At 46.9% G+C, this 14,156-nt stretch carries 11 protein-coding genes; 10 read left to right on the forward strand and 1 reads right to left on the reverse strand.

The features are described 5' to 3' along the window. Positions 1–199: 199 nt before the first annotated feature. From MGMO_RS04085 to MGMO_RS04120, 8 genes are all read left to right on the forward strand, one after another. The gene (locus tag MGMO_RS04085; RefSeq protein WP_023493765.1) at positions 200–517 is read left to right on the forward strand and encodes a S1 RNA-binding domain-containing protein; all 318 of its coding nucleotides are present in this window, start codon (positions 200–202) and stop codon (positions 515–517) included. Positions 518–676: 159 nt separating this feature from the next. Then, positions 677–1,135: a FecR family protein gene (locus MGMO_RS04090; RefSeq protein WP_023493766.1), complete on the forward strand. Its 459-nt coding sequence runs from the start codon at positions 677–679 to the stop codon at positions 1,133–1,135. A gap of 49 nt (positions 1,136–1,184) precedes the next feature. After that, complete coding sequence (locus MGMO_RS04095) at positions 1,185–1,778, forward strand: OmpA family protein (protein WP_023493767.1); 594 nt, start codon at positions 1,185–1,187, stop codon at positions 1,776–1,778. Between the two features lie 71 nt (positions 1,779–1,849). Then, positions 1,850–3,829: a CHASE2 domain-containing protein gene (locus MGMO_RS04100; RefSeq protein WP_235557226.1), complete on the forward strand. Its 1,980-nt coding sequence runs from the start codon at positions 1,850–1,852 to the stop codon at positions 3,827–3,829. A 125-nt stretch (positions 3,830–3,954) separates the two neighbouring features. Continuing rightward, positions 3,955–4,836: an NAD(+) kinase gene (locus MGMO_RS04105; RefSeq protein ID WP_023493769.1), complete on the forward strand. Its 882-nt coding sequence runs from the start codon at positions 3,955–3,957 to the stop codon at positions 4,834–4,836. Positions 4,837–4,841: 5 nt separating this feature from the next. After that, positions 4,842–6,521, forward strand: coding sequence for a DNA repair protein RecN (gene recN / locus MGMO_RS04110; protein ID WP_023493770.1), 1,680 nt, complete (start codon positions 4,842–4,844; stop codon positions 6,519–6,521). Beyond that, positions 6,518–7,543, forward strand: coding sequence for an agmatine deiminase family protein (locus MGMO_RS04115; protein WP_023493771.1), 1,026 nt, complete (start codon positions 6,518–6,520; stop codon positions 7,541–7,543). The genes recN and MGMO_RS04115 overlap by 4 nt, the downstream gene beginning before the upstream one ends. A gap of 175 nt (positions 7,544–7,718) precedes the next feature. Continuing rightward, entirely contained in the window at positions 7,719–11,591 is a 3,873-nt protein-coding gene (locus tag MGMO_RS04120; RefSeq protein WP_023493772.1) for a DUF1631 family protein, read from the forward strand. A 30-nt stretch (positions 11,592–11,621) separates the two neighbouring features. On the opposite strand, the gene MGMO_RS04125 is transcribed toward MGMO_RS04120, so the two are convergent. Then, the gene (locus tag MGMO_RS04125) at positions 11,622–12,830 is read right to left on the reverse strand and encodes a hypothetical protein (RefSeq protein ID WP_036306817.1); all 1,209 of its coding nucleotides are present in this window, start codon (positions 12,828–12,830) and stop codon (positions 11,622–11,624) included. Between the two features lie 283 nt (positions 12,831–13,113). On the opposite strand from MGMO_RS04125, the gene MGMO_RS04130 reads away from it, so the two are divergent. Both MGMO_RS04130 and MGMO_RS04135 read left to right on the forward strand, forming a co-directional pair. After that, the gene (locus MGMO_RS04130) at positions 13,114–13,845 is read left to right on the forward strand and encodes a glycosyltransferase family 2 protein (RefSeq protein ID WP_023493774.1); all 732 of its coding nucleotides are present in this window, start codon (positions 13,114–13,116) and stop codon (positions 13,843–13,845) included. Beyond that, positions 13,838–14,128 (forward strand): lipid-A-disaccharide synthase N-terminal domain-containing protein, encoded by a 291-nt coding sequence (locus tag MGMO_RS04135; RefSeq protein ID WP_023493775.1) that lies wholly within the window; start codon positions 13,838–13,840, stop codon positions 14,126–14,128. Before MGMO_RS04130 ends, MGMO_RS04135 begins: the two co-directional genes overlap by 8 nt. The last annotated feature ends 28 nt before the right edge of the window (positions 14,129–14,156 follow it).

Genomic DNA, 14,156 nt, shown 5'->3' on the forward strand with positions numbered 1-14,156 from the left:
GAAGTGCTACAGCAAAAGCAAAGACATGCTTAAATATTCCGTCATGCTTTTGATGCTCAAATGGAACGGCGAGCTAAAGCCTATACTTTATTAACAATGCCAAAATTTTTACTTCAAGGCAGGACAAAAAGTATCCCTGCTTATTGCCGATAAAACGGATTTAGGCATTAAAGCTATTGTCAACAACACACACTGGGGTATGTTGTATCGAAATGAGCTGTTCCAGCCTGTGCAAAAAGGCCAAAAGCGGGAAGGCTTTATCAAGCAAATCCGCGAAGACCGTAAAATTGACCTAAGCTTGCATCAACCCGGTTACGGTAAGGTCGATGATCTCGCCGATATAATTTTAGCGAAGCTAAAAGATAACCAAGGGTTCCTGCCATTAAACGACCTTAGCCCGCCGGCAGCTATTTACGATGCGTTCGGTGTCAGTAAAAAAGTGTTCAAGCAGGCAATTGGCGCATTATATAAAAAGAAACGGGTGCTGATTGATAAGGACGGCATCAAGCTTGTGTAGATTTTTTAAGTAGTATCCTACCGAATAGGATTTAAAAGGATTAACGGATTGGCGAAAAGGCATTAGGGTTTTTTTAATGGTCACGATTTTAACCGGGTCTTAAGTTTTGGCCTATACTGGGTCGATCTTTTTTGAATCCTCATTTACACGGGGTGTTTTATGATACTAAAGCGCAAACAATACGCCACACAGCCAACGCTATTTCTCGTTGCCTTGATGCTGTTCTCTTCAATTGCTATGGCAACAGAGCGCATTGGGTTAGTGAAGACTTACCAGCCGTTGGCTACCGCAGTCCGAAATGGGGCTGAAGTTAAACTGGCAGAGGGTTCGGACATTTTTGAAGGCGACACCATTGTCACCGATTCGGATGGTGCAGTCGGCATTATCTTTAGTGATGGTGCGGTATTGACCTTGGGGCCTAGCGGCAAATTGATCGTTGAAGAGTTCCTGTTTAAGCCTGCCGATAAAAATGTCTCTTTTTTGTCACGGGTGGTCAAGGGTTCGGTTGCATTTGTGTCGGGGGCCATCGGCAGGATTTCTCCGGGCTCTGTTAAGTTTATAACCCCAACCGCAACCTTGGGTTTGCGCGGGACGAAAATCTTGATTGAAGTGGAATAACGCCGCCTTAATCCAAACGACAACCAAACGACTAAAGGGGGCTTAGTTTATGAACTTACGATTGATATGGGTCATGTTATCTTGCGGTTTGTTGGCGGCTTGCGCAGGGACAACGGTGGTCTTGGTTCCTGATGCTGGCGGAAAAGTCGGTGAGGTGGACCTTACGACTAAGGGCGGAACAACGCATTTGGATAAAGCCAACGACAGTGCAGCAGCAGATAAGGCCGAGCAAGCGCCCACTAAGGCTGTCCATTTAAGCGATGAAAAAATCAAGGACATGTTTGCGGAAACCTTGGCAAAGGAACCCATTCCGCCTGCGCGTCTTCGGCTGTATTTTTCCTCTGGGACTGACGAATTCAATGCTGAGACCCAGTCTGAGTTCGATAAAGTTGTTGCCGCCATCGATCTGCGGAAATCCTGCGACATGAGTGTGATTGGGCACAGTGACACTGTAGGTGACAACAGCAGCAATAAAGAACTTTCCTTGAAACGTGCCGATAAGGTAGCCAAGGCTTTAATAGGCTTGGGCGTTAAAAAGGACTGTATGGACATGCGTTATTATGGGGAAAACGATCCGGCGGTTCCTACAGCCGACAATGTTGATGAACCAAAAAATCGACGGGTAGAAGTGGAAGTCCGGTAAGTGTCTTGCAAAAACTGTTCACAGCTGAATTGGGAGATGAGCTTGTCCTGGCCTCGTTTGTAAAGGATCGGGTGCAAACTATAATTGCGGGAACCGCATTAACACTTTTCCTCTTGTTAGGGGCTATTAATAGCCCCGCTATCATCGAGCGGCTGAATAATGCCGTCACTGATGCCCAGATCGGCCTGTTGCCGAAAGCCGAACTTTCCTCATTGCCCGTTATTGTTGAAGTTGACGAACGTAGCCTTGCCGCTTATGGACAATGGCCGTGGCCGCGTTATCAGGTCGCGCGCTTGTTGGCGGCCATCCGACAATCCGAGCCGGCCGCTGTTGGCATTGATGCGTTATTTTTTGAGCGCGACCGGACATCGCCCATTGAAATTCAGCGGGTTATGGAAAAAGATTTGCAGCAAAAACTGCCGCTGACAACGGTAGAAGAATCACTTTGGGATTACGATGCGGTTCTTGGGCAAACGCTAAAGACAGGGCCTTTTGTGCTCAGTTATTTTTTTACCTTTGACAAGTCTAGCGACAATCCCTGTCGGCCCAAATCAGCAAGCGGTGCATGGTTTTCGGCTGGCGACGGGGCAAGTCCGCAACATTTGCAACATGCCGCCAATATTGCCTGTAATGTGCCGCCGATACAAGAAGGCAGCAACGCCAGCGGGTTCATCAACTCTGCGGCTGATGGCGATGGGATTTATCGTAAAACACCCTTGGTGATCGAGTACAAAGGCCGTTATTATCCCAGCTTAGCCTTGCAGGCGTTTTTGACGGCAAACGCAATCGACCATTTTTTACTTTCTGGTGCCGAATCTGGTTTGGTGTTGCGACTAGGAAAAAGTGATGTCCCCCTGGATTCCGGCGGAAATTTACGGATTAAATTTCCGGTGTATGGGCAAGGCTTCAAAAAAATATCGGCTTATGATGTGCTTACGGGTGTTGTGGGAACAAATGCTTTACAAGGCAAAACCGTTTTTGTGGGTGTTTCAGCCGCAGGCTTGCATGAAGTTCGGCCCACGCCTTATAACCCGCAATTTTTGGGTGTCGAGTTCCATGCTGCCATTGTCGATAACCTGTCACGGCAAGATTTCCTGTACCGTCCTGACAACGCGAGGACATTTGAATTGGCAATCAGCACCGCATTGGGGCTGATGTTGTTTGTGGGATTGGCTGATGCCGGCTTAATCGCAAGCGTATTGGTCCCTTGTTTGCTGGTTATGGGGTTGTTGGTGTTCTCGCAACTGCTTTTAGCCAACACGGGCATTGTCATTTCACCCGCCCTGCCTGTGATGATGGCACTGATCGCTTTTTTGGTGTTGGCATTAATAAAGTATGCCAGGGAATTTCTTCACGCCAAGCAGATGGGCTTACTGGTTGCCCGTACCCAGGAAGGCATAATTGGCAGCTTTTGTTCCATGTCCGAATACCGCGACCCAGAAACCGGGGCGCATATTAAACGCACCCAAGAATACATCAGGGTATTGGCGCGACACTTGCAACATCACCCAAAATTTAAGGATGTGTTAACTGACGTAACGATTGAATTGCTTTACAAAGCCGCGCCGCTGCATGACATCGGGAAAATTGGCATCCGGGACCATATACTGCTCAAAAACGGCCAGCTCACTGATATAGAGTTTGGGATCATGCAGTCCCATCCACAGATTGGGGCAGATATCATTCAATCGGTTGCCACACAAATCGGTTGGAATCCTTTTATGCAAATTTCCCACCAAATCTGCTTATCCCATCAAGAGAAATGGGATGGTAGTGGTTACCCACAGGGGCTTACGGGTGAGGCGATTCCCTTTCCTGCCCGCTTCATGGCATTGGCGGATGTGTACGATGCGTTAATCAGCAAGCGTGTCTACAAGCCTGCTTTTTCGCACAACAAGGCGGTTTCGTTGATTCGGGAAGGCAAGAACAAGCACTTTGACCCGTTGATCGTTGAAGCGTTTGAAGCCGTAAACGAACAGTTCCGCGACATTGCCTTGCGCTTTTTGGACAGTGAAGATCAACGGGAGACCTTGCTTGCCGACGAGGGATAAGGGGCTTGGAAAACCTTTTGTGTTGGTTTTGTGCATGTGTGGATTAATCCTTTGCGGCTAATAAAACCGAAACCTTCATCCGGTTTTTTGTATAATCGCACGCTTTTCCGGTCATAATCTATCCCATGCTGACTTCCTTTAAAACTATAGGCATATTAGGCAAGCCCAGCGATCCAGGTATAGCCAATACGTTGTCTGTGTTATATGCGTATTTAAAGACAGGCCACACCGTCGTTATTACCAAAGAAACTGGCCGATATGTTGACGATAAATCAGTCTGCATTTGTTCCGCAGAGGAATTAGGCCAGCGTTGCGATTTGGTGATCGCCGTGGGCGGTGATGGCACGTTTTTGTCTGCGGTACGGGTGACGGCCGATTATGATGTGCCGGTAATCGGGATCAACTTGGGGCGGCTGGGATTTTTGGTGGATATATCCCCCAATGAACTTCCAGACAAGTTGCACCGCATGTTGCAAGGTCAATATGTCGAGGAAAAACGCAGCTTATTGCAAGCGAAAGTCATCCGGGATAAGCGGGTTATCCATGAAGAAACGGCAGTGAATGAGGTGGCCATCCACCGTTGGGTTACGCCCAGCATGATTGAAATCGTCACCAAAATCGATAATGTTTTCCTGAATTCCCAGCGTTCGGATGGTCTTATCGTGTCCACCCCCACGGGGTCGACAGCTTATTCCCTGTCGGCAGGTGGGCCGATATTGCATCCGTCATTGAATGCCTTGGTGCTCGTGCCGCTTAACCCGCACACTTTATCCAATCGCCCTATCGTGATTGATGATTCGGCTGAAATCGAGATCAGTTTTTGTCAAACCAAGCAAATTAATGCCTTGGTCACCTGTGACCACATCGAAATCCCGGATGTGTTGATTAGTGATAAAATCTTGATTAAGAAATATCCTAAACCCATCCGGATCCTTCATCCTGAAGGCCATGATTTTTTCCAGATACTCCGGAGTAAGTTGAACTGGAGCGGCGGTAATTCCGGCTAAGACAAATGTTAGTCAACCTGAATATTATTGACCTGGCAGTCGTCAAAGCGCTAGACCTGGACCTCTTAAAAGGCATGTCGGTCTTGACGGGTGAAACCGGTGCCGGGAAGTCCATTTTGCTGACCGCATTGGGTCTGGCCCTGGGCGACCGTGCCGATTCGGGTTTTGTCCGACCCCATTGCAAACGTGCTGAGATCAATCTGGAGTTTGACTTGACGGATGTTGGGTCAGCGCAGGATTGGTTGAAAAACAATGAGTTGGACGATGGCGCGCACTGCTTGATAAGGCGCGTGGTGTCGGATGACGGGCGTTCCAAAGCCTACATCAACAATAGCCCAGTCACACTGCAAACCTTACAGGAGTTGAGCGAGATGCTTGTGCAGATCCACGGTCAGCACGCGCACCTGACGTTGCTCAATAGTGACGAACAACGTCGATTGCTGGACGCTTTCGGCAAAAACCAAGCCTTATTGGATAAAGTCAACGATTGTTACCGGCAATGGCATAAAGCCAACAAAGAACTGGAGGATCAGACCAAAGCCAGCACTGACCGATTACAACGGGAAGAATTCTTGCGCTACCAGATTGAAGAATTGCGCCATCTTGATCTGGAAAATTACAACTATATCGCGCTATCGGAAGAACATGGCAAACTCGCCAACCTGGAGAATATCCTCGTCATAGGACAACGGCAGGTTGACGCCTTGTATGAGAGCGACCAAATGTCTGTCAACCAAATGCTCACCCATAGCGTCAGTGAAATCACTCAGATTGCCCGGTATGCACCGGAACTGAACGATATAAGCACCCTGCTTTCAGAAGCGCAAATCCAAGTGGAAGAAGCCGCCCTGCAATTGCGTCGCTTTATTAAGGCACAGGAAGCCGATCCGCATCGTATGGAGGTGCTGGAAAACCAAATCGCCATGATCCAAAAATTGAGCCGAAAGCATCATGTCGCGCCGGAAGCTTTGCCTGAATTGGTGGAAAGCCTTGAACGTGAGTTGGACAGCCTGACGTACAGTAGCGAACGCATAGCTGATCTTACTGTGCAAACGGAGGAATTGTCCAAGCAATACCAAAGCCTTGCCGCCGAACTGACGTTGGTCCGCCAGCGGCAAGCAAGCAAACTACAGGAGCAAATCTCGGCAATGATTAAGGAATTAGGGATGCCACAAGGGGAGTTTCGGGTCGAGTGTACAGCCTCGGCAGACGGCGCACCTAAGCTGAACGGAAAGGATAAGGTCGAATTCCTGGTTTGCGCGAATCCTGGCCTACCGGCCAAACCCTTGGCTAAAGTGGCTTCTGGCGGTGAGTTGTCCAGAATCAGCTTAGCAATCCAAGTCACCACCTCCAGCGACAACACCACGCCCACCATGATATTCGATGAAGTCGATTCAGGTATCGGTGGCGGCATTGCCGAAATTGTTGGGCAAAAACTGCGTAGCCTGGGGTTGGGTCGGCAAGTCTTATGCGTCACGCATTTGCCCCAAGTCGCCGCGCAAGCCCATCACCATCTTTACGTCGAAAAAAACAGCCAAACCGACATTACGTCCTCTACCGTCAGATTACTTGAAGATGAAGAGCGCGTAGCGGAAATCGCACGGATGCTGGGCGGCGTAACCATTACCGAAAATACCCGTGCCCACGCACGGGAAATGTTAACCACAGGAACTAAACAACCATGATCCGCTTTCCAGCCGAATGGGAACCCCAATCCGGCGTATTGATCGCTTGGCCGCATGACACAAGTGACTTCAACCACCATTTGGATGCCATCGAAGAAACTTATACGTTTATTGCCAAAACTATTACCCAATATCAACGGTTGATTATTGTCTGCCACGACGACAGCCATCAGCAACATATCACGTCTTTGCTGATAAGCGACCACAACATCGACTACATTCAAGCCACCATTAACGATACCTGGGTCAGGGACAGCGTATTCCTCAGTGTAGAAAATGACGGAGAACTGCAACTGCTTAACTTTCGTTTTAACGGCTGGGGTAACAAATATCCTCACCAGGAAGACAATGCACTCAACCACAAATTATTGGCGCATAGCCCTTTCAAGGGGGTTAGTCATCAGGACATTGATTTCATATTGGAAGGCGGCAGCATCGAAAGCGACGGTATTGGCACGCTGTTGACTACCCGCCAATGCCTATTGAATCCCAATAGGAACAAAGGATTGAGGCAAGCTGACATTGAGCGGCAATTATTGCAGCATCTCGGTGCTAAACGCGTGTTTTGGTTAGACCAGGACAGTTTGGCCGGTGATGATACGGATGCCCATGTCGATACACTGGCACGGTTTTGTTCGGCAACCACCATTGCTTATACCCGTTGTGATGACATAAATGATCGGCATTACCACGGACTGAATCACATGGAAGCGCAGTTGCAGGCGTTTCGTACCCCATCGAATGAACCCTACCAGCTAGTCGCTTTGCCTTTGCCACAACCGATATTCGACGGGGAAGGCCAGCGCCTGCCTGCCAATTATGCCAATTTTTTAATCATCAATCATGCGGTGCTGGTTCCCGCTTATGGCGATCCCATGGATATTGTTGCGGCTGAACGGCTGGAAGGTTGCTTTCCCGGACGCAGGGCTATCTTAATCCCATGTCGCCCATTGGTGCATCAATATGGTAGTCTGCATTGCATGACGATGCAGTTCCCAGAAAAAGTGTTGATGGGACATTAAATATCCTGTGTTAAATTATGTTTTGAGTTGATCGGCAGGGGAAGATATGCGAATGTTAGGTTTGTAACCAGCTGGTCGAACTCAAAAGTGCTATTTTCAATTTTCCAGCTAAACTTAAGTTACAATTAATATAAATAATAAATACAGAGCGTGGAGCAGTTTACGCACTACACTTATGGTAACTCCAAATAAGACAACCGAAAAGCGTCGTTACAAACGTCAAGGCACAAAAGTTGAAGCGGTTATAACTGTCGGTGATAAAGCTACAATTCAGTGTGTTATTCTCGACTTTTGTGAGCAGGGGCTGTTTTTGCAGTTAAAAAATCCGGCGGAGGTTGGTTTACAAAAAGGGAGGAGCGCAAAAATTTACTTTTCGGCACAAACCGAAACCGCTAAAGAATATTTCCAAATCGACGCACAAGTTGCCCGAATTGCCGATAATGGCGTGGGGGTCGTATTCGAAAATATTTCTGAACCCATGTACAAGGCATTGACGAAATCGACAAACCTGGGGTCGATTGCGGCGTATTCCAACAATCCCAGATTCTACGTGGCCTCGAGCAATCAGGAGCAGTTTAAAGAAGCCTTCAGGAAAATGCTGGGTAACACCCTCCCTGTCCTGTTGCAAGAATTTTTTGAGGATGTCGAAGACGAACTGGAAAAACCGCCTGCCTTTGCTGAAAACTTTAGGGACGTAAGCGCCCAAAGAAATTTAATGTCAGTTTTAAGGATGAATAAAGGCGCGCTCACTACTAGCTATTGCAAGGCATTAACAGAGGGGATTAAATTTACTGGCGGTACAACGGAATCGAAAAAAGGGATTGAAGTTTCAGGATCAAGCCTTTCATTGGTTGAAAAAGACACCTTCGAAGATTGGTTAAGTTTTTCCACACTGATTAGAAAAATTAACGCAAAATACAAAAACCAACTTTACCAACTTGAGCTTAAACTCAGTTATGTCACCTGTTTTCCACGATACCTGATCAAAAATCCGATTGATCCAGAGCGGTTATGCGAAAGTTTTCGTCAAGAAATAGCCGCCATAGAAGACAGTGTGGCGGCGAAAAGAACCCTTTACCAAGCTTTTCAGACGACTTTGTCCGACCATTTGTCAACGTTGTATTCAAGTTTTGATGCGCTTATGGTTCAATTTGGTGCGCCCATCGGTATTGCCCAAGATATAACGTGGAAAAAAAATTACCCAACCAGTACCAAGCACGATGCCTTCACAGAAACATTTACGCCGGGCGGTGAGTATCAATTGCCGACATTCGACAACGATGCATATCACTATTCGGATGCGTCTTACAATCCCGGCGCACCGATACCGTCCATTCCTTTAGTTAGGCCGCCTCGTGTTAGCCAAGCCCAGCCTGTTACCCAAACAGCCAACCGGTTATTCAATTTAATTAGCCAAGGGATGGCTGCGAATCAGTACGGCAGTACAGCCAGCCATGTCATAGAGAATGAGTTCTCCGGCCCAACGGGTGGTGTCGAGTATTCGGCCGATGAGCTTTTGGCTGCGTTAACAAAGTTGCAAGCTTCCAGATCCATGGAAGGGCTTCCGCAAGATGCCTCCGCCCTTTTACAAAGCCAACTCGAAATGGCCTCGGCCACATCCGCAAATTTGGACTCCAAAAGGGTTTCATCTGCGGACAGGACCAAACTGGATATTTATGACCAGCTTTTTCAGGCACTCCTGAGTGAATTGACGTTGACGCCTAACGTAAAATCGTACCTTGAAAGTATCAAGTTGCCTTTGATGGCGCTTACTATACAGGATCCCAATTTTTTGGATTCGGAACACCATCCGGCACGGAATCTGTTGAATCAGTTATTTTCCTTGGATAGCGCCGTCAACCAAAACAAGGTCATCAAAAACACCCAGATCAGGCAGGTCCTGGATAAGATGATGTCGAGGATCGCCCAGGGCTCCATCACTAATCCCGATATTTTTGCCAAAGCTAATGAAGAACTGAAGGAAATATCTGCCCCTATCGCAAGGTCTAAAGAGGCAAATATCCGCCGTGTTATCGAAATTTATGAAGGCAAGCAAAAGCTCGAAAAAGCACGGCTAAAAATTCAGCATACCATCGATAGCAGGCTGTCAGGCAAAACCGTTCCCACGGTTATCCAGTCCCTATTAAGCTCAGGTTGGCAGCATCTATTGGTGATTACGGAGTTAAACAATGAGTCTGCAGAACGCTTGCGTTACCTTGAAGTCATAGATGAACTGTTGGGGTGGTATTCCCATTTGGACGGGTTGCCCGAAGGGCAATTCGCCATCATTGAAATGGAGCTCGATTTCATCAACAGTAAATTAGGCACTGTCTGTACGAATGCCTTTGTCCATAACAAAATCATGGAAGAGCTGTATGCTAGCCTAATTGGCGTGGGTACGCCTCGTGTCCGAAAGCCCATTGATATGGCTTTTGTTGAACTCAAAGCGAAAGAGCAACCCAATGAATTCGTCTCAGACAGATGGTATCTTGAAGTTGACCAATTTGAAGCGGGGAATTGGTTTACCTTCTCCCTGGAAAAAGAAGCGTTTGAACCCTTAAAACTGGTTTGGATTGGTGAGATTCTTAAAAACTTTGTTTTTGTCAATCGTGACGGTTACAAAAAGCAGGATCTCACTCGCAACGAGCTGGCTGAGCTCTTGCAAAGTGGGGTCGTTACCCAAATAGAAAATCTCGATGAACCCGTCATGGATCGCGCAACAACGACCATGTTGCAACAAATGCAGGAAAAATTGATCCATAGCGTATCCCATGATCCGGTCACAAATCTGCCTAACCGTAAACGCTTTATCACTAAAATAAAAGAATTGATCGCTAATTTCGATAACTCCCAACATATACTGGGTTATCTGGAAATAGAAGATTTTCGGATTATCACCAATGTTTGCGGCTTGTTGGGTGGTGATAAGCTATTGTTACAAGTGGCAGAATTGATGAGCAAGAAGCTGGGCGCAAACGGAATGGTTTCACGGCTTGGCGACAAGACCTTTGGTTTTCTGTTGCAAAATACGTCCTCTGAGGAAGGCCAGGAAACGGCTAAACAAATTAGGGACATGATTAACAAGTCGAATTTCGTTTGGAATGATAAAAGTTTCACGGTTAGCATTATCATGGGCTTGGTTCCCGTCATCGAAGGGAATATTCACAATGTCGAGGAGCTGTTGCAGAAAGCCGATTCCCTTATTATTTCCGCGAAACGCAGCGGCCATAACCATATCAGGGTTTATCAGGAAAACGATGAATCCTTAAGGCTGCAAGCCGATATCCATGAATGGACCGGGCGAATTGACCGGATATTGTCCGAAAAGCGCCTTTTTGCCCGTTGCCAGATGATTGCCCCTATTTTCCCGGAAAAAAACAGCCATTCACATTATGAAATCCTGCTTGGGGTAAGGGATGAAGTGGGTAATATTATTCCGCCGGACAATTTTATTCCCGCAGTTGAACGCTGCCAACGAATGCCGGAAATAGATCGGTGGGTTGTCGATAATGTGTTTTCATGGATAGTGGATAACCGACGGATCTTCGACAATATAGGGGGGTTTGCCATAAACCTGTCTGGACAATCACTTAATTCCGAAGAATTCCTGACCTTCCTCAAAGACCGTTTGTCCTTGCAAGATGTGCCGGCTGATAAAATAACTTTTGAAGTAACCGAAACCGTGGCTGCGGGCAGCTTGGTTTTCACAAAAAGGTTTATTAAGGAAATCAAGCAGTTCGGGTGCAAGTTTTCCTTGGATGATTTTGGTACAGGATATTCCTCTTATTCTTACCTTAAGAGCTTGGATGTTGATTACCTTAAAATTGATGGCTCTTTCATAAAAGACATCGCGAACAGCCCAACTGATGTGGTGATGGTCAATTCCATGAATGAAATTGCGCATTCACTGGAATTGGAAACCATTGCAGAATATGTTGAAAATATGACGATCCACACCATTTTGAAAGAAATTGGTGTAGATTATGCTCAAGGTTGGGGCATCCATAAGCCAACACCCCTAGCCGAATTGCATAAAGCATTCAATTAATGGGTAGGCCCCAGGATAGGGGCGGCTCTCCTATCTGCTACGCAGTTTGCTGGCTAGGTGCTTTAATACCCTGTGGTACGCACTGTGTTTTATTTCCGGCGCTTCCACAAGGCTATCCGCCAGTCGCTTAACTTGGCCTGCCAGGCCGATTGCGTGCGCAGCACTGACAAACATAAAAACATATTGGATTTTGATATTAAGGGCTCGGGCAATATTGTCCATAGTCCGCGGTCCCTTTATCAATAACGCGGAGATCCTTAGCGCATGGGGCGTAACCAGTAAGCGGGTGAAGTTAGGCCAGTTTTTTAGATAGACCGGAAACCTATAATCAATATCTTGCGGATAATGCCCGTTTGAAGTCCAGCAGGTCAGCTTCCATAAAAAGTTCTCAATGCTTTGGAATTTATCCAACGCTTTGTCTAAAGTCACCATTTCGGGATCGACGCGCGACAGAAATAATTCGGCTTCCATGATCTTACGGTTGAGCTTTATTCCGGCAAAGCCTTTTAATTCCTGATCGCCGGCATCAAGCCAGATTTCCTGGGTGCGTGGAAAGAGGGTTATTGGGAGCCAATTGGATTCCAGCAACATGATTTGTTTGTTTGACTTGGCAACAGTAAGGGCAGCCTGGAAAAAGCCCTGGAAGAAATTTTTTGGATTATAGGAAGCCGCAATGGCTTGAGTTGGGTCATTGATATCAAAGTCTTTAAACGTGTCGAAATTTTTATGGAAACTTCGTTCATCCAAGAGCAGCGCTGTCTGATGCTTGGAGGTTTTGTTGCGTTCCGGCAGATTGGAAACCGACGGTTTAACCCCGTTTCCCTTTGCTTCAGTTCCTTGTCCCGCATGCGCATCCATTGTAATGCCTGCCGCAGGAGAGGCCGCCCCGTCGGCAGGTGTTTTTGAAAGTTTGTCGATTGTTGTTTTGGCTTGCTCCAATGCCAGCAACATCTCGCTCGCTTTTATCGGTTTTTTGAGACAAAGGATTCCTTCTGCTGCAAAATCTTGTAGAGAAACAACCAGCGCGGGCTTTTGTTTGTTTTCCAGCGTGAATTGTTCCACAAGTTTTTTCGAATCGGGCAAATCACCATCAAAAATGTCCAAATCCGCATCTTCAGCATTGACCACAACGTAAGCGACCCCTCTGCACGGGCCTTGTAAAAACAACATCATGGTCTTGACGGCACGGCTATCCATTCCATGAATTGCTATTTTTAAGGGTCTTATGCTATTTTCCATAACGAATCAGTGTCGTGTTATTGGGCCATTAAGGGTTTTCGTAGGCAATTAATATTTGTCAGGGCGGCGCTTCGACCTAGTTAAGCCAGTGTAGAATGCCGCAGGCAGTTTGCATAGTTTTAGTGTCTTGTAGCCTGTGTACAGTTCAATTTGGGGTTGAGGTATTTTTGAGCGGCGAGCTTCCCTCACGAAACGAGAGGAATGATATACTGCAACATTAAAATATTATACTTTTTCTTAAGATTCAAAATAGTTAAGTAAAGCCATTAGTTAGAGAGGGCGCGTGCAAATTTCCATAGTTATTCCTGTCCATAATGAAGCCGACAACATTGTTCCTTTGCTTGAAGAGATTGTCGGGGTCATGCATGGGGCGGACGTTTATGAAATCATTGTTGTCGATGATGGCAGCAATGACCAGACCAGCCAAGTGTTGAAACAGGCTTTGCAACAGGTGGCCACTCTGAGAGTGATCCAACACGAGCTTAGCTGTGGTCAAAGTACGGCAGTTTATACGGGGGTTAAAGCTGCCCAATACCCCATTATTGCAACCTTAGACGGGGATGGCCAAAATGATCCTGCCGATATTCCGCGTTTATATGACTTATTGATGCAGCAAAACAAAGCTAACAGCGATTTGTGGATGGTGGCCGGATGGCGGAACAAGCGGCAAGATTCTGTCTGGAAACTGTTTTCATCCAAGTTCGCCAATACCGTAAGGTCGGGGTTATTAGGCGACAATACGCCGGATACGGGTTGCGGATTGAAAGTGTTTTTACGGGGGAAGTTTTTGGAACTGCCTTATTTCGATCACATGCACCGCTTTTTGCCGGCGTTGGTTATCAGGGCAGGGGGCCGGGTTATTTCTGAACCCGTCAATCATCGGGCCAGGTCGCAAGGGTACTCGAAATATGGAACACTAGATAGGCTTTGGGCGGGGGTCACCGATTTGGTAGGCGTGATCTGGTTAAAGAAACGGGCGAAATTGCCAGTAACAAAGGAATTGCAACGTGGATAAGTTGATAATCGGTATTGATTATTGGTTGATAATTGGGTTCATTGGACAGGCATTATTTTCCGCCCGCTTCATAGTACAGTGGCTAAAAAGCGAAAAAGAGAAAAAAAGTGTATTTCCGGTCGCATTCTGGTATTTCAGCATTGCAGGTGGGGTTACGTTGCTGGCTTATGCCATTCACCGTAAAGATCCGGTTTTTATCGTGGGGCAGGCTACGGGCTTGTTTATCTATTTCCGCAATCTGTATTTTGTTATCTATGAGCGAAAAAGCCTGAACGCTGAATAGTTCCGTCAGCTTATTTTTCTGCCTGTTT

Origin of the sequence: Methyloglobulus morosus KoM1 (genome assembly GCF_000496735.2) — a bacterium.
GTDB lineage: Bacteria > Pseudomonadota > Gammaproteobacteria > Methylococcales > Methylomonadaceae > Methyloglobulus > Methyloglobulus morosus.